Genomic DNA, 19,413 nt, shown 5'->3' with positions numbered 1-19,413 from the left:
AGCTCAGAACGGCCTGCGTTGCCGCCACCAGCCCAGGCATTGCACGACCGAGTCTTCGATCGACAGCGCCGAGTTGTCCAGCAGCATCGCATCTTCAGCCGGCCTGCAAGGTGCAACCGATCGGTTCGCATCCCGCTCGTCCCGCAACCGCAGGTCAGACTGAATCTGCGGAAGGTTAGCAGAAACCCCCTTGGAAATCAACTGCTTATAGCGCCGCTCGGCCCGCTGCTCGACGCTGGCGGTGAGAAACACCTTGAGCGAGGCGCCGGGAAAGATCACCGTGCCCATGTCGCGGCCATCGGCCACCAGGCCCGGGGCCCGGCGGAAGGAGAGCTGCAGCTGGTGCAGGGCCTGGCGCACGGCGGGGTGCACCGACACCCGCGAGGCCATGCCCCCGGTGGATTCGAGGCGCAGCGGATCGGTGATGTCCCGCCCGGCCAGGTAGACGCGCTGGCCCTCGAAACGCAGCGCCAGGCGCCCGGCCAACTCGGCCAGGGCCGCCTCGTCGTCCAGGGAGACGCCGGCATCCTGAGCGGCCAGGGCTGTGGCCCGGTACAGGGCGCCAGAATCGAGCAGGTGGAAGCCCAGCCGGCGGGCCAGCTCGCTGGCCAACGTGCCCTTGCCGGAGGCGGTGGGGCCGTCGACGGTCAACACCGGCACCTGGTTCGCGGCAGGCGTGACCACCTCGAACAGGGTCTCGAAGTAGTCCGGGAAGGTCTTGCCCACGCACTTGGGGTCCAGGATGCGCACCGGGGCACCGGGTTCACCCGCCACCAGCGGGTTGAAGGCGGCCAGCGACAGGCACATGGCCATGCGGTGGTCGTCGTAGGTGTGGATGCTGGCCGCCTGCCAGGGGCCGGCCAGGGGCTGGATCTCGATGAAGTCGGGGCCCTCGGTGACGGTGGCACCCAGCTTGCGCAGCTCGGTGGCCATGGCGGCGATGCGGTCGGTTTCCTTCACCCGCCAGCTCGCGATGTTGTTCAGCCGGGTGGGGCCGTCGGCGTAGAGCGCCATCACGGCCAGGGTCATGGCCGCGTCGGGGATGTGGTTGCAGTCCAGCGTCAGGGCTTTGAGCGGCCAGGCACCGCGCTGCACCTCCAGCCAGCCCGGGCCACCCATCACCTGCGCGCCCATGGCCTGGGCGGCTTCGACGAAGCGGATGTCGCCCTGGATGGAGTCCAGCCCCACACCTTCGATGCGCACCGGCTGGTCCGTGCCCGCGATGGCGCCCAGCGCGATGAAATAGGAAGCCGACGAGGCATCACCCTCCACATGGATGCGGCCGGGGGTGCGGTAGGCCGAGCCCTGAGGCAGCACGAAGCGCTGGTAGCCCTCGCGCTCCACTGCGATGCCGAAGCGCGCCAGCAGGCGCAGCGTGATGTCGATGTAGGGCTTGGAGATCAGCTCGCCGTCGACCTCGATGGCCACCGGGCCCTGGGCGGTGACCAGGGGCAGGGCCAGCAGCAGGGCGGTGAGGAACTGGCTGGAGACATCGCCGCGCACGCGGATGGGGGCCGCGGTGTTCAGGGCGTGCAGTGCGCCATCACCCACCTGCAGCGGCGGGAACCCCGGCTGTCCCAGGTCGGCCACCGGGCAGCCCAGCTGGCGCAGGGCCTGCACCAAGTCGCCAATCGGCCGTTCGTGCATGCGGGCCACACCTGAGAGCTGGAACTGGCCGCCCTGGCTGGCTGCCAGCACGGCCAGGGCAGCCGTCAGCGGCCGCATGGCGGTGCCGGCATTGCCCAGGAAGAGCTGGGTGTCCTTGCGGGCCAGCTGTCCGCCCAGCCCGGTGACCTTCAGCACCTCGCCGTCACGTTGCAGGCCACAGCCCAGCAGGCGCAGGGCGTCGAGCATCACCCGCGTGTCGTCCGAATCCAGCAGATCATGGACTTCGGTGGTGCCGGCCGCCAGACCGGCCAGCAGCAGCACACGGTTGGAGATGCTCTTGGAGCCGGGCAGACGCACGCGGCCACCGGCACGGACCAGGGGAGGGAGGTCGAGGAATTCGGTCGTGTACATGGCGGACGACAGGAAAAGCGGCCCGGCAAGGCAGGCGGGCCGGCGTCAGGGAGAAAAGGCCTCAGCGCGGGCGGCCGGAGCCCATGCGCCAGTGGCTGCGAGCCTCGGACACGCCACGCACCAGCGCCTCCAGCGCGTCGCCTTCGCAGTCTCTCAGGGTCTGCTCCAGCACGCCCAGGGCGCCACGGAAGAATTCGGACTGCTTGAGGATTTCCTCGCGGTTGGCGATCAGCACGTCACGCCACATCGCCGGATCGCTGGCCGCGATGCGGGTGAAGTCGCGGAAGCCCGGGCCGGCCAGGCGCAGGAACTCTTCGGCCTGTTCCTGCTGCAGGATGCCGGTGAAGTAGGCAAAGGCCAGCAGGTGGGGAAAGTGGCTCACGGCCGCGAAGGCGGCATCGTGGGCCTCCGGCGTCATCACCCTCACCCGCGCCCCCAAGGCACCCCAGAGGGCCCGGGCCTTCTCGACCAGCTCCGGTCGGGTCTGGGGCAAGGGGGTGAGGATGACCTGCTGCTCGCGATAGAGCTGAGCATCGGCGTGCTGCACGCCAGAGAGTTCCTTGCCCGCGATGGGGTGGGCCGGCACGAAGGCGCCGACGCGGTCCTTCAGGGCACGGCGGGCGGCGTCCACCACATCGCGCTTGGTGCTGCCCACATCCATGAACAGGGTGTGGGGGCTGACCAGGTGGCGGATGGCCTTGAAGGTGGGCTCGGTGGCCGCCACCGGCACCGCCAGCAGCACCACGTCGGCGCCGGAGACGGCCAGCAGCGCGCTCTCGGCGGCCTGGTCGATCACGCCCAGCTGCCTGGCCTTCTCGGTGGTGGAGGGCGACTTGCTGTAGCCGATCACCCGGTCCACCAGCCCGGCTTGCTTCATGGCCAGGGCGAAGGAGCCGCCCATCAGGCCGCAGCCGATCAGGCCGAGTTGCTTGAACATCGCCGCCATGGCTCAGTGCACGTCCAGCGGGTAGGTGCCCAGCACCTTGAAGTAAGCGCAGGCACTGCGCAACTCGCGCAGCGCGGTGGCCACCTGCGGGTCGTCCGGGTGGCCCTGCAAGTCGATGTAGAAGTAGTACTCCCACTGACCGGACCGCGCCGGGCGGGATTCGAAGCGCGTCATCGACACGCCGTGCTGCTTGAGTGGCACCAGCATGTCGTGCACGGCACCGGGCCGGTTGCTCACCGAAACCACCAGGCTGGTGCAGTCGTGGCCCGAGGCGCGTGGCACGGGGTGGCGGTGCGGATCGGTGACGATGGCGAAGCGGGTACGGTTGTGGGTGTCGTCCTGGATGGCGGGAGCGACCAGGTGCAGACCGTACTCGCTGCCCGCGCGTGCGCTGGCAATGGCCGCCAGCTTCGGGTCCAGGGCCGCCAGGCGGGCCCCTTCGGCGTTGCTGGAGACCGGGCGGCGCTCCACCTGGGGCAGGTGGGCCGACAGCCAGCCGTGGCACTGCGCCAGGGCCTGCGGGTGGGCCACCACAGCCTCGATGCCTTCCAGCTGGTTTTCCTTGCGCAGCAGGTTGTGCCGCACGAAGAGGCTGGTCTCGCCGATGATGAACAGCGGGGTGGTCAGGAAAATATCCAGCGAGCGGGCGACCACGCCCTCGGTGGAGTTCTCGACCGGCACCACACCGAAGTCGGCCGCGCCGGCGGCGGTGGTGCGAAACACATCGTCGATGCTGGCGCAGGGCACCCGCACGATGGAGGCGCCAAAGAAGCCCAGGGCAGCTTCCTCGCTGAAAGTGCCGGCCGGGCCGAGGAAGGCCACGCGGGTGGGCGTCTCCAGGGCGCGGCAGGCCGACATCACCTCGCGCCAGATGGGGGCGATGCTTTCGGTCTTCAGCGGGCCGGGGTTGACGGCTTTCAGGCCATCGATGACCTGGGCCTCGCGCTCGGGGCGGAAGACGACCGAGCCTTCCTTCTTCTTGATCTCGCCCACGGCCTGGGCCAGCGCTGCGCGCCGGTTGACCAGGGCCAGCAGGTCGCGGTCGAGGGTGTCGATCTGGTGGCGCAGGGCCAGCAGTTCTTCGGGAACGTCGGGCGGGGTGGCTTGGGGGTCAGCCATGGCGGCGGGCAAAGTCTTGGAGGTAATCCACCAGTGCCTGGGCACCGGCGAGCGGCATGGCGTTGTAGAGCGAAGCGCGCATGCCCCCCACGGACTTGTGGCCCTTGAGTTGCAGCAGGCCTGCCTCGCGTGCTCCGGCGAGGAAGGCGTCGTTGAGCGATTCATCCGCCAGGAAGAACGGGATGTTCATCCGGGAGCGGGCAGCGGGCGCCACCGGGTTGCGGTAGAAGCCGTCGCTGTGGTCCAGGGCGTCGTAGACCAGGGTGGAGCGGGCGATGGCGCGCCGCTCCATTTCGGGCACCCCGCCCTGGCGCTGGACCCACTGGAAGACCAGACCGGCGATGTAGATGCCGTACGTCGGCGGGGTGTTGAACATGGACTGGTTCTCGGCCACCAACTTGTAGTTGAAGGCCGAGGGGCAGATGGGCAGGGCGCGGTCCAGCAGGTCCTCGCGCACGAAGACCAGGGTCACGCCGGCCGGGCCGATGTTCTTCTGCGCGCCGGCGAACAGCGCGCCCACGCGGGACCAGTCGATGCCGCGCGAGAGGATGTGCGAGGAGGCGTCGACCACCAGGGGGGCGGTGCTGCCCAGGGCCGCCAGATCGGGCAGTTCGGGGTACTCGATGCCGTGGATCGTCTCGTTGGAGCAGATGTGCGCGTAGGCTGCACCGTCACGCAACTGCCAGCCGGCCGGCGCAGGCAGGCTGTGGTGGCCATCGGCCTCGTTGCTGGCGGCGGCGCGGGCATCGGCGTACTTGCCGGCCTCTTTGAGTGACTTCTGGCTCCAGGAGCCGGTGACGACCACGTCCACCAGGCCGCCTCGGGAGAGGTTCATCGGCACGATGGCGTTCTCGCCCAGACCGCCACCCTGCATGAACAGAATGCGGAAATTCGCCGGCACCTGCAGCAGCGCACGCACGGTGCGCTCTGCGTCCTCGTAGATGGAGATGAATTCCTTGCCGCGGTGGCTCATCTCCATCACGCTCATGCCCGAGCCATGCCAGTCCAGCATCTCCTCGGCGGCCTGGCGCAGCACCTCTTCGGGCAGGACAGCCGGGCCGGCGGAGAAGTTGTAGGGGCGGTGCGGCGTGCTCATGCGCGTGGGCGGAGGTGAGAGGTTACTTCTTGGCGGGCTTGGCGGCCGAAGCGGCCGGCGTGCTGGCGGCTGCACTCAGGCGCTTTTGGATCGACTCCTGCAGCGCTTTGATTTTGGGCTCCATGACGCTGCGCGAATCGGTTAGCAACTTGTCGGTCACCATTCCCATGGTGCTGCCCATGGTGTCATCGAACTTCTTGGAAACAGGCGATTCCAAAAACGCGATGATCTGCTTGAGTTCCTCTTCGCTGAACTTGGACTCCAACTCGGCAGGTACGTTTGCGAGTGCGATCTTTCCTGCTTTGTCAGTCAGCGTGGCCGAGGTGCTGTCGTAGAACTTTTTGACATCGGCTTGAACGTCCTTGGCAACAGCTTCGCGTTTGTCAGCAGGCAACTGAGATATCGCGGCCCCAGCTTGCTGCAGCAGGGACTGGGCCGTGTTCCCGGCCAACTGTTGACCAATCCGGCTGTAATAGATTTGCTGAAGTTGGACCACCTTGGCGGCCAGATCCTTCTTTGTTTGGGCTTGGGCCAGGCCGGTCAGCAGCAGGCTGGCGGCCAGGGCCACGGTCCAGCGGGTCATCTTGGGAGTCATTCAGCAGTGTCCTCGGTCGAACCGTTCGCGTCGCCATCGGCGGCGCCTGCATCGTTTTCGACGATGCGTTGCAGGCCGCTCAGCTTGGCGCCGTCGTCCAGGGCGATCAGCGTGACCCCCTGCGTGGCGCGGCCCAGCTCGCGGATTTCGGCGACGCGGGTGCGCACCAGCACGCCCTTGTCGGTGATCAGCATGATCTCGTCCTCCGGCCGCACCAGCGTGGCGGCCACGACCTTGCCGTTGCGCTCGCTCTGCTGGATGGCGATCATCCCCTTGGTGCCACGGCCGTGGCGGGTGTACTCGACGATGGAGGTGCGCTTGCCGAAGCCGTTCTCGGTGGCGGTCAGCACGGACTGGGTTTCGTCCTCGGCCACCAGCATCGCGATCAGCGACTGGCCGTCTTCCAGCATCATGCCGCGCACGCCGCGGGCGCTGCGGCCCATCGGGCGCACATCGTCCTCGTCAAAGCGCACGGCCTTGCCGCTGTCGCTGAAGAGCATGACGTCGTGCTTGCCGTCCGTCAGTGCGGCACCGATCAGGAAGTCTCCCTCGTCCAGGCCCACCGCGATGATGCCGGCCTTGCGCGGGTTGCTGAAATCGTTCAGCGGCGTCTTCTTGACCGTGCCCATCTTGGTGGCCATGAAGACGTAGTGATCTTCGGGGAAGCTGCGGAACTCGCCGGTCAGCGGCAGCACCACGGTCACCTTCTCGCCCGGTTGCAGCGGGAACATGTTGACGATGGGCTTGCCACGGCTGGCGCGGCCGCCCTGCGGCACCTCCCAGACCTTGAGCCAGTACACCCGTCCCAGATCGCTGAAGCACAGGATCCAGTCATGGGTGTTGGCGATGAAGAGCTGGTCGACCCAGTCGTCTTCCTTGGTGGCGGTGGCCTGCTTGCCGCGGCCGCCACGGCGCTGGGCGCGGTATTCGGCCAGCGGCTGGCTCTTGATGTAGCCGGTGTGGCTGAGTGTCACCACCATGTCGGTGGGCGTGATCAGATCCTCGGTGCCCAGTTCCTGCACGTTGTGTTCGACCACCGAGCGGCGTGCGCCGACCTTGGTTTGACCGAATTCCTGGCGCAGGGCGACCAGTTCGTCGCTGATGATCGTCGTCACCCGCGCCGGCTTGGACAGGATGTCCAGCAGGTCGGCGATCTGGGCCATCACCTCGCGGTACTCGCCGATGATCTTGTCCTGCTCCAGGCCCGTCAGGCGCTGCAGACGCATCTGCAGAATCTCGCCGGCCTGGTCCTCGGAAAGGCGGTACAGACCGTCGGGCTGCATGCCGAGCTGCATTGGCAGGCCTTCCGGGCGGTACGCCGCGGCGCCACCGGGGTTTTCGCCCTCGGCGCGCGAGAGCATCTCACGCACCAGCGAAGAGTCCCAGCTCTGCTGCATCAGGGCCAGCTTGGCCACCGGCGGGGTGGGCGATTCCTTGATGATGCGGATGAATTCGTCGATGTTGGCCAGCGCGACGGCCAGGCCTTCCAGCACATGGCCGCGCTCGCGGGCCTTGCGCAGTTCGTAGACGGTGCGCCGGGTCACCACCTCGCGGCGGTGCTCCAGGAAGATCTCCAGCAGCTGCTTGAGGTTGCACAGCTTGGGCTGGCCATCCATCAGCGCCACCATGTTGATGCCGAAGGTATCCTGCAGCTGGGTCTGCTTGTACAGGTTGTTGAGCACCACCTCGGGCACTTCGCCGCGCTTGAGCTCGATCACCACCCGCATGCCGGACTTGTCGGACTCGTCCTGGATGTGGCTGATGCCCTCGAGCTTCTTCTCGTGCACCAGCTCGGCGATGCGTTCCAGGAGCGTCTTCTTGTTGACCTGATAGGGAATCTCGTCAACGATGATCGCTTGGCGCTGGCCGCAGTCGATGTCCTCGAAGTGGACCTTGGCGCGCATGACGACCTTGCCGCGGCCGGTGCGGTAGCCCTCGCGCACGCCATTGACGCCATAGATGATGCCGGCGGTCGGGAAGTCCGGCGCCGGGATGATCTCCATCAACTGCTCCAGCGTGGCTTCCGGCGCCTTCAGCAGGTGCAGGCAGGCATCCACCACCTCATTGAGGTTGTGTGGCGGGATATTGGTGGCCATGCCCACCGCAATACCGGCCGAGCCATTGACCAGCAAATTGGGCAGACGCGCTGGCAGCACCATCGGCTCTTGAAGGCTGCCGTCATAGTTTGGCCCGAAATCGACGGTTTCCTTGTCGATGTCGGAAAGCATCTCATTTGAGATCTTTGCCAGGCGAATTTCGGTGTACCGCATGGCCGCCGCGTTGTCGCCATCGATAGAGCCGAAGTTGCCTTGGCCATCAATCAGCATGTGGCGCAGCGAGAAGTCCTGGGCCATGCGCACGATCGTGTCGTAAATGGCCGAGTCACCGTGCGGATGGTACTTACCCATGGTCTCACCCACGGCCTGAGCACTCTTCCGGTACTTGGCGTTGTAGGTGTTGCCCATCTCGTTCATTGCGAACAGCACGCGCCGGTGCACCGGCTTCAGCCCGTCGCGTGCGTCGGGCAGGGCGCGCCCGACGATGACGCTCATCGCGTAGTCCAGATACGAACGCCGCATCTCCTCCTCGAGGCTGATGGGCAGGGTTTCCTTGGCGAATGAAGTCATGGAGAGGGCGGGACGCGAAGCCAGAAGGGCGCCACAGGGGGGTGGGCGCAGCAGGTCGAACGGCCGATTCTAAACCGGGGCTCTTGTGGCTCTGGAGCAACAAGAGCGGTCGCTTTGGGCGGGCCCTGGCACACAATACGGGCAATCGGACGCCCTATGGCACAATCAGTCGTCGATGGCAAGCAGGTCCTTTCCTTGGGCTGCCTGTCGTTTATCTCGCTTCCGATTTGGACATATCGCAGACAACCTGCGGCTTTCCTTGAGAGGAGAATCATGAAGAAACTGAACAAGGTGGCGATGCTGTTTGCAGCCGCTGCGCTTGCCGCTCCCCTGTCGAGCGCTCTGGCCCAGTCGGTCGACAACTGGCGCGCTACGGACGGCACCGTTTGGAAGAACGGCACCAACGAACTGTGCTGGCGTGACAGCAACTGGACCCCGGCCACCGGCGTTCAGGGTTGCGATGGCGTGCCTGCTCCGGCCGCTCCCGCTCCGGCTCCCGCCCCTGCGGCTGCTCCGGCTCCGGCCCCGGCTCCCGCTCCCGCTGCGGTGCCTGCCGCCCCGACCAGCGAGAAGGTGACCTACGCTGCTGACGCCTTCTTCGACTTTGACAAGGCGACCCTGAAGCCGGCCGCCAAGGAAAAGCTGGACGACCTGGTTTCCAAGACCTCCGGCATGAACCTGGAAGTCATCATCGCCGTCGGTCACACCGACAGCGTTGGCTCGGACGCCTACAACCAGAAGCTGTCGGTCAAGCGTGCTGACTCCGTCAAGGCTTACCTGGTGAGCAAGGGCATCGAGAAGACCCGCGTGTACACCGAAGGCAAGGGCGAAAAGCAGCCCGTGGCCTCCAACAAGACCGCCGAAGGCCGCGCCAAGAACCGCCGCGTGGAAATCGAAGTGGTCGGTACCCGCGCCAAGTAATCAGCCTCGGCTGATGCTCAAAACCCCGCCTTGGCGGGGTTTTTTCTTTTCTGCCGCTAACATCACGCACATGGTGAACGCAGACCCCCAAGAACTCGACAAATTCGGTGAATTGGCCCATCGCTGGTGGGACGCCGAAGGCGAATTTGCCCCCCTCCATCAGATCAATCCCTTGCGTCTGGACTGGATCGCCTCCCAGGCTCGACTGGAAGAGGCCGAGGTGCTGGACGTGGGCTGTGGCGGCGGCATCCTGGCCGAGTCGATGGCCCGCCGCAAAGCCAAGGTCCTGGGCATTGATCTCTCGGCCAAGCCTTTGAAGGTCGCCCAGTTGCATGCGCTGGAGGCCGGTGTCGAGAACCTGGCTTACCGGGAGGTGGCTGTGGAAGACCTGGCTGCCGAGCGGCCAGAGAGCTTCGATGTGGTGACGTGCATGGAGATGCTGGAGCATGTGCCGGATCCAGCCTCGGTCGTCCGTGCCTGTGCGCAGCTCGTTCGCCCGGGGGGCTGGGTGTTCTTCTCCACGCTCAACCGCAACCCCAAGGCCTTCCTCTTCGCCATCGTTGGGGCTGAACATCTGCTCAAGCTGCTGCCCAAGGGCACCCACGAGTACGCGCGCTTCATCAAGCCCAGCGAGTTGTCGGCGCATATCCGCTCGGCCGGCCTCTCCGTCGAGGGGTTCAAAGGCATGGAATACAACCCCCTGAGCAAGCGCTACTGGTTGTCGTCTGACACCTCGGTCAACTACCTGGTGGCTTGCCGCAAGAGCGCATGAAGGCCTGCGCCGCACTGCTGTTCGATCTGGACGGCACCTTGATCGACAGCGCGCCGGATCTGGCTGGAGCCCTCAACCGTCTCCGGCAGCGGCAGGGCCTGTCCTCGCTGCCCTACGCCACCTTGCGTCCCCTGGTGGGCAGCGGTGCGCGGGGGATGGTGGGTGCGGGTTTTGGCCTCCAACCCGGAGACGACGGGTTTGAAGAACTCAAGGAGGCGTTCCTGGCCGAGTATCAGGGGCGGCTTCTGGATCAGACTCGTGTGTTCGACCAGTCGGCCTGGTTGCTGGATGAGCTGGCCTTGCGCGGCCTGCCCTGGGGTATCGTGACCAACAAGGCCACCCGCTATGCGGAGCCGGTGGTGCAGGGGCTGGGCCTGGCCCAGCGCAGCGCCGTGCTGGTCTGCGGGGATACCACTGCCCATGCCAAGCCTCACCCGGCACCACTGCTGGAAGCGGCTTCGCGCCTGGGTGTGGCTGCCAGCGAGTGCGTCTATGTGGGCGACGATCTGCGGGATGTGCAGGCCGGGCGGGCGGCGGGCATGCGCACCGTCGCCGTCACCTGGGGTTACCTGGGCCTGGGCGCGGCCGTGGGCGAGTGGGGCGCCGATGTGGTCATCGAAACGCCACAGGACCTCTTGAACTGGCTGAATCTGGCCTAAACTACGCTCTATCCTGGGGCCGATCTGGTTTCGACGTGGGTGCGGAGTCGGGATAGTGCATGTCGAGCACCAGTTCGCTCGTAAAACCACTGGAAACAAGTAACTGCGAACGACGAACGTTTCGCCCTCGCCGCTTAAACACCGGTGAGCCTCTCAACGGTTGGCCCATGGGCCGGGCGTGAGCCGCAAGGCAAGCGCTGAGAGGTCATTCACATGGGCTGGTTTCCTGATTGGCCATGCATCAGGAGACGAGATCAAGTGGCTGGTGTCACCGGTAGCGTGCTGCTGCGCGACCGGGGGTACGAGAATCAAATCAGTCAGCTAAACATGTAGATCTACCTGGCGATGGCTTGCGGACGGGGGTTCAATTCCCCCCGGCTCCACCATCACACAGCCAGCCGATGCGTCGGCTGGCTCACCTGAAAGCCCTGGGGCGTTCCTCCAGGGCTTTTCTTTTGGCGGTGCTCAAAGGATGCGGTTGAGCAGCCGCAAGATGGGACTGAGCCACTGGGTCAGGTCGCTGACCTGGTCGACCTCGACGTTGCGCATCGTTGGCCCACGGTCCAGCAGGTTGTCCACGAAGGGGCCGATGTCGGCCAGGCCCTGCTCCTGGATCCCCGTGCCCGAGAAGTCGACGATGGTCAGGCAGTGGCTGTCGTTGAAGTCCCGGTAGAAGGGGACGTGATAGTCGATGTTCGGGGCGGCATTGAGCAGGGGGAGCCAGTTGGCCAGATCCGAGCGCCACAGTGCGTTGAGCTTCTGGGCTCGCACATCCGGATCGGGCTCGTTGGCGATGTCAGGGAAGAAGTCCGTGTAGCTGAATCCCGAGAAGACGCCGTCGGTCTGGAACGCGAGGTAGCCGAAGCGGTCCTGGGGGTACTTGTTGGCCAGTGCGGCGTTGACTGAACCCAGGTTGTTGGTGTCCAGCCCGGGGAGCGTGCGCGCCAGTCGCGTCACCATGCCCTTCGGGCCATCCAGCCCCCAGGCCTGTCGGATGCGCTCATGCAGTGGCAGGGAGGGCGACTGTTGTGGGGTGTTGCCGCGTGGGGCGCTGAACAGTGGCCCCGAATCGGCCAGCAGGCTGCTTCGCCCGGACGGTGCCAGCATCTGGCGCACGGTCTGATAGTTGACTGTGGAGCCGACACCCCCGGCGGAAAAGCCGCCGACCAGCAGGTCCGTGGGTCGACCCCAGTGGGAACGCAGCCAAGCCATGGCGGCCTGAATGTTCACCTGGCCCTGGTGGTGCTCGACGCGGGGGTGGGCGGGATCGGCATCGGCATAGACGACCACCTTCTGGCCCGCATGCACGTCGCCCGTGCAATAGGGCAGGTAGACCAGGCTCCAGTCCTGGGTGCGGGCTTTCTGCAGCGGGTCCAGGCGCGAGGAGAAGGGCGTCACCAGGCCCCTCGCGGCCATGTACTTCAGCGACTTCATGTAATCCGGTGGGATGCCGTCCGGATTGCTCGCGGCATAGTCCCCCTTGCCTTCGCAGGCGTTCTGGTCCCAGCAGGCGCCGCCGCCCTCAAAGGTGATGGCGACGTCGTGGTTCAGTGGTGTGCGGTTGACGAAGAAGCGGTAGGGCGTGCCGTTGCCGCAGGCGGCGCCGGACGAGGCCGGCAGTTCCACCATGTCCCAGGTGAAGTAGCCTGCCTGGGCCCAGGGACTGACCAGCAGTGCGCTGCACAGCAGCCAGCGGCGGACTCGGGAAGCGGTCCAGCGATCTTGGGTGAACGGGCTGCGCATGGTGTCTCCTCGTGGTTGGGCTTCTTGGGGCGGCAATGCGGGATGCTCAGAAAGCGCGGGGTTCAGGGGGCGGGCGCGGAGGGGCCGTACACCCGCGCCCGCGCCTGGATCAACTGGGCCCGGAGCGCATCGCTGTTGGGGGATTCGCCAGACTGGCTGCGCCAGCGGGCGACGATCTCGGCCTGTGCCGTGGCGTAGGCCGCATCCCTGGGGTCCGCGGCTGGGGGATGGCGGTCGATCTGCGTCTCACGCCACTGCCTCAGGGTTTGCGCCCGGGTTGGCGTGTCAGGTTCCAGTTCGCCCAGCACTGCGGACTTGAGTGCCAGCGCTTCGGGGCCGCTCAATTCGCCCAGTGCCAAGTGGGTGTCGATCTCTGCGTCGATCCGACGGGCCAGCGCCTGTGTTTCGGGGCCGTGATCCTGGCGATGCAGCGCTTCCTGGAAGCGCTGCCCCCGGCGTTGGAAGCTGAGCCAGCGCCCGATGCGCTGAAGTTCCGACGCTGCATCGGGGTCGCTGGCCAGGGCCGGCTGCACCTGGGCCCACTCCTGCGCCGTGAGCCCATCCGGAACGGAAGCCTCGGCGCTTTGCCCCGCGCCTGGCGCTGCACTCCCCCAGGAAAGCGACGATGCTGGGTGAACGGGCGGCTTGGAAAGCGTTTGCCCTGTGGCTGCTGCCGGTGCAGGTGAGCTCCGCGCCACAGACCGAGACACCCAGACCACCAAAACGAGCAAGGCGATGGCGCTCAAGAGCCAGATGACCTTGTTGCGGCGCAGCAGGGGCGGCTGGCCTGACGGTGCGGTGTCCATGCCGATGCAGTCTGCCGTCTGGGATGGAAAGGTCCATCCCGAGTTCGCATGGGAATGCGCGGGGTCATGGGCCTTCGGTACCATCTGCCCCTTCTGACTCATTCTCCCAAGGGGATCGCGATGGCCATGGATGTGGTGGACTATGAAATCAAGGGCTCGGAGATGCAGTTCGTCGAAGTCGAACTGGATCCGGGTGAGGCGGCCGTGGGCGAAGCCGGCAGCATGATGTTCATGGACGCAGGCATCGGGATGGACACGGTGTTCGGCGATGGCTCGAAGTCGACCGGCGGGCTGTTCGGCAAGCTGCTGGGGGCGGGCAAGCGCCTGATCACCGGTGAGTCCTTGTTCACCACCGTCTACACCAACCAGGCCAGCGGCAAGCTGCGGGTGGCTTTTGCGGCACCGTATCCCGGCAAGATCCTGCCGATGGATTTGAGCCAACTCGGTGGCATGCTGGTGTGCCAGAAGGATGCCTTCCTGTGTGCTGCGCGTGGGGTGTCGTTGGGCGTCTACTTCCAGCAGAAGCTGTCGGTCGGCTTTTTCGGCGGCGAGGGCTTCATCATGCAGAAGCTTGAGGGCGATGGCCTGGCCTTCGTGCATGCGGGCGGGACGGTCCTTCGCCGCGAGCTTCAGCCGGGCCAGACCCTGCTGGTCGACACCGGTTGCGTGGTGGCTTTCACGCCCGATGTGAACTTCGAGATCCAGTACGTCGGCAAGGTCAAGACCGCGCTGTTTGGTGGCGAGGGCCTGTTCTTCGCCAAGCTCACCGGTCCGGGCACGGTCTGGCTGCAGAGCCTGCCCTTCTCGCGCCTGGCCAGCCGTGTGTTCGCGGCGGCGCCGCAGATGGGAGGCTCGCGTGAGGAAGGCTCCCTGCTGGGGGGCTTCGGTGCCGGCGGCCTGCTGGGCTCGGTGCTGGGTGGCGACGACGAGTGATGTAGGCTGCTCTTCGGGCAGACCGGGGAGCCAAGGGCGGGTCTCACTGGCCCGCTGAATGACATGAAGCTTCTCCTGGATTCCTTCTGGCGCGCTGCGGCCTATCTCATGCGGCCGCGGGTGATCGGGCTGACCCTGTTGCCCTTGCTCATCGCTGGCGGTCTGTTCCTCGTGATGGGCTACTTCTTCTGGGAGCCGGCGGTTTCGGCTGTCCGTGCCCAGTTGGAGAACTGGGCGCTGACCGAGGCCGTGCTGCGCTGGATGGACACCTATGTGGGGGCCAGTTTCCGTGCCGTGATGGCGCCGATGATCATCGTGGCGCTGGCGGTGCCGGTGGCCGTGGTCATGTCCCTGCTGCTGGTGGCGCTGCTGATGATGCCGGCCCTGGTTAGCCTGGTGGCCGAGCGGCGCTTCCCGGCACTGGAACGCAAGCGGGGTGGGCAGCTCTGGGAGAGTGCCTGGCGCTCCGGGCTTTTCACCCTGGTGGCCATGGTGGCGCTCATCCTCACGGTGCCGTTGTGGTTGGTGCCACCGCTGGCGCTGGTGATCCCGCCGATGATCTGGGGCTGGCTCACCGCCCAGGTCATGACCTACGACGCGCTGTCCGAGCATGCCAGCCTGGAAGAGCGGCTGAGCCTGCAGCGGGAACACCGCTGGCCGTTGCTGCTGATCGGCCTGATCTCGGGTTTTCTGGGGGCGGCGCCTTCGCTGATCTGGGCCGTCAGCGCGATGGCGCTGATCCTGGCACCGCTGTTGATCGCCGTGTCCATCTGGCTCTACACCCTGGTGTTCGCGTTCTCCTGTCTGTGGTTCGTCCACTATCTGCTGGCGGCGCTCCAGCGGGCCCGGGTACAGGCGGGTGATCCGGCTTCGGCCGGTCCTGTCATCTTGCCCGCCGAGCCTGGCTCCGCCCAGGGCTGAGCCGCTTGCCTGCCATCTCACCGTCCATCCCCATCGGCTCATGAACTTCGGTCTCATCATCATCGGCGACGAAATCCTCTCCGGTCGCCGCCAGGACAAGCACATGGCCAAGGTCATCGAGTTGCTGGCCGCTCGCGGGCATTCGCTGGCCTGGGCGCGCTACATCGGCGACGAGCGCGAGCGCATCACCGTCGCCCTGCGGGAGGCCTTTGGCAGCGGCGATGTGGTGTTTTCCTGCGGCGGCATCGGTGCCACGCCGGACGACCACACCCGGCAGTGCGCCGCCCTGGCCTGTGGTCAGCCACTGCAGCTGCATCCCGAGGCCAAGGCCCTGATCCAGGAGCGCATGCGGGATGTGGCCGTGGAACAGGGGGTGCCCTACGAGCCGGACCGGGCCGACAACGTGCACCGGCTGAACATGGGTGTCTTTCCGGTCGGGGCGTCACTCATTCCCAACCCTTACAACAAGATCCCGGGGTTCTCCGTGGGCCATGTCCACTTCGTGCCCGGGTTCCCGGTGATGGCCCACCCGATGATCGAATGGGTGCTCGACCACCGCTACACCGATCTGCGCTCGCCCGAACACCAGGAGCACGCGCTCTACGTCTTCGGGGCCAACGAGGCTGCGCTCACGCCGCTGATGGAGGAGATCGAGGCCCGGTTCAGCGGCGTCAAGGTCTTCAGCCTGCCCAGTGTGGATCACCCCGAGCGTGGGCTGCACATCGAGCTGGGCGTCAAAGGGCCGCCTCAGGCTGCTGCGACCGCGTTCACGCACTTGAAGCAGGCCCTGGCGGCCCGGGCGGGGGTGCGGGTCCAGCCCGCGGACTGACTCCAACTTGGTGCATCCTAAATGCACCATTGTGGTGACACTGATTCCAAAACGGGGCTTCCTCGGCCGTGGAGCCCGATGGACGGCCTGCGCCGGTGCATTGTCTGTCCTGTGGCGTCAGCTTGATGGCCTCAGCGCCTGACTGGGATGAATGGGATCACCATTTGTGGGCATGGTTTCTGCTACATTTTTCCCCGCTGTGATGCCCCCGGACTGGTCGTAGACAAGCGCCATTTCCAGCCCGACATCCTCCGAGCAACTTGTTGACAACTCATCCGCCAGGAGCCTTTTTGATGGCCAAGACCGTCGCCGATGTGATGAAGCTGGTGAAGGACAACGAAGTCAAGTTCGTTGACTTCCGCTTCACCGATACCCGTGGCAAGGAACAGCACGTGTCCGTGCCGGTGTCCGCCTTTGACGAAGACAAGTTCACGTCGGGCCATGCCTTCGACGGCTCCTCGATCGCCGGCTGGAAGGGCATTGAAGCCTCCGACATGCTGCTGATGCCGGACCCGAACACGGCCAACATCGATCCCTTCTTCGAAGAGCCCACCCTGATCCTGACCTGCGACGTCATCGATCCCACCGATGGCAAGCCCTATGAGCGCGATCCGCGCTCGCTGGCCAAGCGCGCCGAAGCCTACATGCGCGCTTCCGGCCTGGGCGACACCGCCTTCTTCGGCCCCGAACCCGAATTCTTCGTGTTCGACAGCATCCGCTGGGGCAACGACATGTCCGGCTGCTTCTTCAAGATTGAATCCGAAGAAGCTGCCTGGAACAGCAGCAAGGAATACGAGCACGGCAACACCGGCTACCGTCCCACCGTCAAGGGCGGCTACTTCCCGGTGCCCCCGGTCGACAGCGGCCAGGACATGCGCTCGGAAATGTGCCTGCTGCTCGAGCAGATGGGCATTCCGGTCGAGGTGCACCACCACGAAGTGGCCAACGCCGGTCAGATGGAAATCGGCACCAAGTTCAGCTCGCTGGTCGAGCGTGCGGACTGGCTGCAACTGCAGAAGTACATCATCGTGAACGTCGCCAATGCCTACGGCAAGACCGCGACCTTCATGCCCAAGCCGATCGTTGGTGACAACGGCTCCGGCATGCACGTGCACCAGTCCGTGTGGAAGGATGGCAAGAACCTGTTCGCTGGCGACGGCTATGCCGGCCTGAGCGAGTTCGCGCTGTACTACATCGGCGGCATCATCAAGCACGCCCGTGCCCTGAACGCCATCACCAACCCGGGTACGAACTCGTACAAGCGTCTGGTGCCGGGCTTCGAAGCCCCGGTGAAGCTGGCCTACTCGGCCAAGAACCGTTCGGCCTCGATCCGCATCCCGTACGTGGCCAACCCGAAGGGCCGCCGCATCGAAGCGCGCTTCCCGGATCCCTCGGCCAACCCGTACCTGGCCTTCGCAGCCCTGCTGATGGCCGGTCTGGACGGCGTGGAAAACAAGATCCATCCGGGCGAAGCCGCCACCAAGGACCTGTACCACCTGCCGCCGGAAGAAGACGCGAAGATCCCGACCGTCTGCCACAGCCTGGACCAGGCCCTGGACTACCTGGACAAGGACCGCGCGTTCCTGACCAAGGGTGGCGTGTTCACCGATGCTTACATCGACGCTTACATCGAGCTGAAGATGCAAGAGGTGACCCGCTTCCGCATGGCCACGCACCCGGTCGAGTACGACATGTACTACGCTCTGTGACCTGCACGGCAGGCATGCTCTACGGAAAGGGGGCGGCGGTTGCCGTCCCTTTTTTTTTCGAGTGACAATGCCCTCATGAAGTCGTTTGCTTCGTCTCTGCTTCGCCCCGCATGCACGCATCTGGCGGCGTCTGGCTTTCTGGTCCTCGCGATGTCGGCGCCGCTGCCGGTCCTGGCTCAGAGTGGCTCCGTCTACTATGTGTGCCCGGGCAATGTGTTCACCAACACGCTGAGCGCCAAGGAGGCTGCCCAGAGGGGTTGCAAGGCCAAGGAGGCGACGGAGCCGACGACCATTTCGGGGCCGAAGTCGCGCTCCGCATCGACGGCGCCGGCCAGTGGAGCGGGAGCCGAGTCCAAGGTGGACCGCAGCGAGCAGAAGGCCCGCGACAGTGATGCCAAGCGCATCCTGTCGGACGAGTTGGGCAAGGCGCAGGGCGAGTTGGATGCCCTCAAGAAGGAATACAACAACGGCCAGCCCGAGCGTCGAGGCGACGAGCGCAACTACCAAAAGTACCTGGATCGCACCGCCGATCTGAAGGCATCCATCTCGCGCAAGGAGGCCGATGTGGCGGCCATCAAGCGCGAACTGGGCAAGCTGGACTGAGCCGGCTGCCATCGTGAAGGTGAAATTGCTTCGTTCACAGGAATCCATCGAGGCCCGGGCCTGGGAGAGCTTCGACCTGCTGGCCACCATGGTGGCGGTGGTCACCCCGGACGGCTTCTGCCTGTACGCCAATGCCGGACTGGAGACCATGATCGGCCAGTCCCGGCGCTCGCTGGTCAAGAGCTCCCTGCTGGACTGGTTTCGCGAGCCGGCCCAGTTGCACGAGGCCATCCAGGCCGTCTCCCGCAACGAATTTGCCACACGCCGCTTCGAGGGCGCCTTGCGCCGCAGCGTGGTGGGCTTCACAGATCCGCTGCCCGTCCATGTGATCGTCAGCCAGACCGAGCCATCCCACCAGCGCATCCTGGTCGAGATGCTCGAGATCGAGCAGCAGACCCGCCAGGACCGCGAGGAGCGGGCCATGGGTCAGGCGCAGATCACCAAGGAACTCATCCGCAACCTGGCCCACGAGATCAAGAACCCGCTGGGCGGCATCCGTGGCGCGGCGCAGCTGTTGGCCATGGACCTGCCTTCGCCGGAGCTGACCGAGTACACCCAGGTCATCATCCACGAGGCCGACCGCCTGCAGACCCTGGTGGACCGTTTGCTGGCACCGCACCGCAAGCCGCATGTGATCGGTGACGTGAACATCCATGAAGTCTGCGAACGTGTGCGGGCACTGGTGCTGGCCGAACACTCGCGCGGGCTGTCGGTGGAGCGCGACTACGACGCGTCGCTGCCCGAATTCCGGGGCGACCGTGAGCAACTCATTCAGGCCTTGCTCAACATCGTTCACAACGCCTGCCAGGCGCTGAACGAGCGGATTGAGCAGGGCGACGCCCGCATCGTGCTGCGCACGCGTGTGGCGCGACAAGTGACCATTGGCAAGCAGCGATATCGATTGGCACTGGAATTGCATGTCGAGGACAACGGACCAGGCATCCCCGACAGCCTGAAGGAGCGCATCTTCTACCCCCTGGTGTCAGGGCGTGAAGGGGGCTCCGGGCTGGGGCTCACTCTGGCGCAAACCTTCGTCCAGCAGCATCAGGGCACGATCGAATGCGACAGTGAGCCGGGACGCACGGTCTTCAAGATCCTGATCCCGTTGCCCTGAC

Annotated in this window: 17 protein-coding genes and 1 other RNA gene; 10 read left to right on the top strand and 8 right to left on the bottom strand. The window is 65.7% G+C overall.

Annotation, left to right across the window (positions count from 1 at the left end):
• Positions 1 to 3 precede the first annotated feature (3 nt).
• From M0L44_RS08065 to gyrA, 6 genes are all read right to left on the bottom strand, one after another.
• On the bottom strand, positions 4 to 2,019 hold the full coding sequence (locus M0L44_RS08065) for a bifunctional 3-phosphoshikimate 1-carboxyvinyltransferase/cytidylate kinase (protein ID WP_252769122.1): 2,016 nt from the start codon (positions 2,017 to 2,019) through the stop codon (positions 4 to 6).
• A gap of 61 nt (positions 2,020 to 2,080) precedes the next feature.
• Positions 2,081 to 2,956, bottom strand: coding sequence for a prephenate dehydrogenase (locus M0L44_RS08060; RefSeq protein WP_252769121.1), 876 nt, complete (start codon positions 2,954 to 2,956; stop codon positions 2,081 to 2,083).
• A 12-nt stretch (positions 2,957 to 2,968) separates the two neighbouring features.
• Positions 2,969 to 4,084 carry a prephenate dehydratase gene (gene pheA / locus M0L44_RS08055; RefSeq protein ID WP_252769120.1) on the bottom strand — a complete coding sequence of 372 codons (1,116 nt, stop codon included), beginning with the start codon at positions 4,082 to 4,084 and terminating at the stop codon, positions 2,969 to 2,971.
• Positions 4,077 to 5,180 (bottom strand): 3-phosphoserine/phosphohydroxythreonine transaminase, encoded by a 1,104-nt coding sequence (serC, locus tag M0L44_RS08050; RefSeq protein ID WP_252769119.1) that lies wholly within the window; start codon positions 5,178 to 5,180, stop codon positions 4,077 to 4,079. Before serC ends, pheA begins: the two co-directional genes overlap by 8 nt.
• A gap of 22 nt (positions 5,181 to 5,202) precedes the next feature.
• Complete coding sequence (locus M0L44_RS08045; protein WP_252769118.1) at positions 5,203 to 5,775, bottom strand: DUF2059 domain-containing protein; 573 nt, start codon at positions 5,773 to 5,775, stop codon at positions 5,203 to 5,205.
• Positions 5,772 to 8,402, bottom strand: coding sequence for a DNA gyrase subunit A (gene gyrA / locus M0L44_RS08040; RefSeq protein ID WP_252769117.1), 2,631 nt, complete (start codon positions 8,400 to 8,402; stop codon positions 5,772 to 5,774). Before gyrA ends, M0L44_RS08045 begins: the two co-directional genes overlap by 4 nt.
• Before the next feature lie 273 nt (positions 8,403 to 8,675).
• On the opposite strand from gyrA, the gene ompA reads away from it, so the two are divergent.
• From ompA to ssrA, 4 genes are all read left to right on the top strand, one after another.
• Positions 8,676 to 9,323 carry an outer membrane protein OmpA gene (gene ompA, locus M0L44_RS08035; RefSeq protein WP_290429044.1) on the top strand — a complete coding sequence of 216 codons (648 nt, stop codon included), beginning with the start codon at positions 8,676 to 8,678 and terminating at the stop codon, positions 9,321 to 9,323.
• Positions 9,324 to 9,393: 70 nt separating this feature from the next.
• Entirely contained in the window at positions 9,394 to 10,095 is a 702-nt protein-coding gene (gene ubiG, locus M0L44_RS08030) for a bifunctional 2-polyprenyl-6-hydroxyphenol methylase/3-demethylubiquinol 3-O-methyltransferase UbiG (RefSeq protein WP_252769116.1), read from the top strand.
• A complete protein-coding gene (gene gph / locus M0L44_RS08025) occupies positions 10,092 to 10,754 on the top strand; it encodes a phosphoglycolate phosphatase (RefSeq protein ID WP_252769115.1) in 663 nt (220 codons plus the stop codon). The genes ubiG and gph overlap by 4 nt, the downstream gene beginning before the upstream one ends.
• 15 nt (positions 10,755 to 10,769) lie before the next feature.
• Positions 10,770 to 11,140: a transfer-messenger RNA gene (gene ssrA / locus M0L44_RS08020) on the top strand.
• A gap of 79 nt (positions 11,141 to 11,219) precedes the next feature.
• Here ssrA and M0L44_RS08015 read toward each other — a convergent pair.
• Positions 11,220 to 12,497 carry a pectin acetylesterase-family hydrolase gene (locus M0L44_RS08015; RefSeq protein WP_252769114.1) on the bottom strand — a complete coding sequence of 426 codons (1,278 nt, stop codon included), beginning with the start codon at positions 12,495 to 12,497 and terminating at the stop codon, positions 11,220 to 11,222.
• Positions 12,498 to 12,559: 62 nt separating this feature from the next.
• Entirely contained in the window at positions 12,560 to 13,303 is a 744-nt protein-coding gene (locus M0L44_RS08010; RefSeq protein ID WP_252769113.1) for a hypothetical protein, read from the bottom strand.
• A gap of 120 nt (positions 13,304 to 13,423) precedes the next feature.
• On the opposite strand from M0L44_RS08010, the gene M0L44_RS08005 reads away from it, so the two are divergent.
• The 6 genes from M0L44_RS08005 (at position 13,424) to glnL (ending at position 19,412) form a co-directional block, all read left to right on the top strand.
• Positions 13,424 to 14,236, top strand: coding sequence for a TIGR00266 family protein (locus M0L44_RS08005; protein WP_252769112.1), 813 nt, complete (start codon positions 13,424 to 13,426; stop codon positions 14,234 to 14,236).
• Between the two features lie 63 nt (positions 14,237 to 14,299).
• A complete protein-coding gene (locus M0L44_RS08000; RefSeq protein WP_252769111.1) occupies positions 14,300 to 15,157 on the top strand; it encodes an EI24 domain-containing protein in 858 nt (285 codons plus the stop codon).
• 40 nt (positions 15,158 to 15,197) lie between these two features.
• The gene (locus M0L44_RS07995; protein ID WP_252769110.1) at positions 15,198 to 15,986 is read left to right on the top strand and encodes a competence/damage-inducible protein A; all 789 of its coding nucleotides are present in this window, start codon (positions 15,198 to 15,200) and stop codon (positions 15,984 to 15,986) included.
• A 293-nt stretch (positions 15,987 to 16,279) separates the two neighbouring features.
• Positions 16,280 to 17,695, top strand: a complete 1,416-nt coding sequence (gene glnA, locus M0L44_RS07990) for a type I glutamate--ammonia ligase (RefSeq protein WP_252769109.1) — start codon at positions 16,280 to 16,282, stop codon at positions 17,693 to 17,695.
• Between the two features lie 150 nt (positions 17,696 to 17,845).
• A complete protein-coding gene (locus M0L44_RS07985) occupies positions 17,846 to 18,298 on the top strand; it encodes a hypothetical protein (protein WP_252769108.1) in 453 nt (150 codons plus the stop codon).
• A gap of 19 nt (positions 18,299 to 18,317) precedes the next feature.
• Complete coding sequence (gene glnL / locus M0L44_RS07980) at positions 18,318 to 19,412, top strand: nitrogen regulation protein NR(II) (protein WP_354004104.1); 1,095 nt, start codon at positions 18,318 to 18,320, stop codon at positions 19,410 to 19,412.
• Position 19,413: the final 1 nt, after the last annotated feature.

The sequence above is a fragment of the Ideonella oryzae genome (assembly GCF_024055665.1).
Classification (GTDB): Bacteria; Pseudomonadota; Gammaproteobacteria; order Burkholderiales; family Burkholderiaceae_C; genus Ideonella; species Ideonella oryzae.
The sequence above is the reverse complement of the archived record's forward strand: the minus strand, read 5'-3'. Positions and strand labels throughout refer to the sequence as shown.

Coding starts and splice junctions, on each gene's coding strand:
- M0L44_RS08065 (WP_252769122.1), bottom strand. CDS start 2,019: ATGTACACGACCGAATTCCTCGACCTCCCTCCCCTGGTCCGTGCCGGT.
- M0L44_RS08060 (WP_252769121.1), bottom strand. CDS start 2,956: ATGTTCAAGCAACTCGGCCTGATCGGCTGCGGCCTGATGGGCGGCTCC.
- pheA (WP_252769120.1), bottom strand. CDS start 4,084: ATGGCTGACCCCCAAGCCACCCCGCCCGACGTTCCCGAAGAACTGCTG.
- serC (WP_252769119.1), bottom strand. CDS start 5,180: ATGAGCACGCCGCACCGCCCCTACAACTTCTCCGCCGGCCCGGCTGTC.
- M0L44_RS08045 (WP_252769118.1), bottom strand. CDS start 5,775: ATGACTCCCAAGATGACCCGCTGGACCGTGGCCCTGGCCGCCAGCCTG.
- gyrA (WP_252769117.1), bottom strand. CDS start 8,402: ATGACTTCATTCGCCAAGGAAACCCTGCCCATCAGCCTCGAGGAGGAG.
- ompA (WP_290429044.1), top strand. CDS start 8,676: ATGAAGAAACTGAACAAGGTGGCGATGCTGTTTGCAGCCGCTGCGCTT.
- ubiG (WP_252769116.1), top strand. CDS start 9,394: ATGGTGAACGCAGACCCCCAAGAACTCGACAAATTCGGTGAATTGGCC.
- gph (WP_252769115.1), top strand. CDS start 10,092: ATGAAGGCCTGCGCCGCACTGCTGTTCGATCTGGACGGCACCTTGATC.
- M0L44_RS08015 (WP_252769114.1), bottom strand. CDS start 12,497: ATGCGCAGCCCGTTCACCCAAGATCGCTGGACCGCTTCCCGAGTCCGC.
- M0L44_RS08010 (WP_252769113.1), bottom strand. CDS start 13,303: ATGGACACCGCACCGTCAGGCCAGCCGCCCCTGCTGCGCCGCAACAAG.
- M0L44_RS08005 (WP_252769112.1), top strand. CDS start 13,424: ATGGCCATGGATGTGGTGGACTATGAAATCAAGGGCTCGGAGATGCAG.
- M0L44_RS08000 (WP_252769111.1), top strand. CDS start 14,300: ATGAAGCTTCTCCTGGATTCCTTCTGGCGCGCTGCGGCCTATCTCATG.
- M0L44_RS07995 (WP_252769110.1), top strand. CDS start 15,198: ATGAACTTCGGTCTCATCATCATCGGCGACGAAATCCTCTCCGGTCGC.
- glnA (WP_252769109.1), top strand. CDS start 16,280: ATGGCCAAGACCGTCGCCGATGTGATGAAGCTGGTGAAGGACAACGAA.
- M0L44_RS07985 (WP_252769108.1), top strand. CDS start 17,846: ATGTCGGCGCCGCTGCCGGTCCTGGCTCAGAGTGGCTCCGTCTACTAT.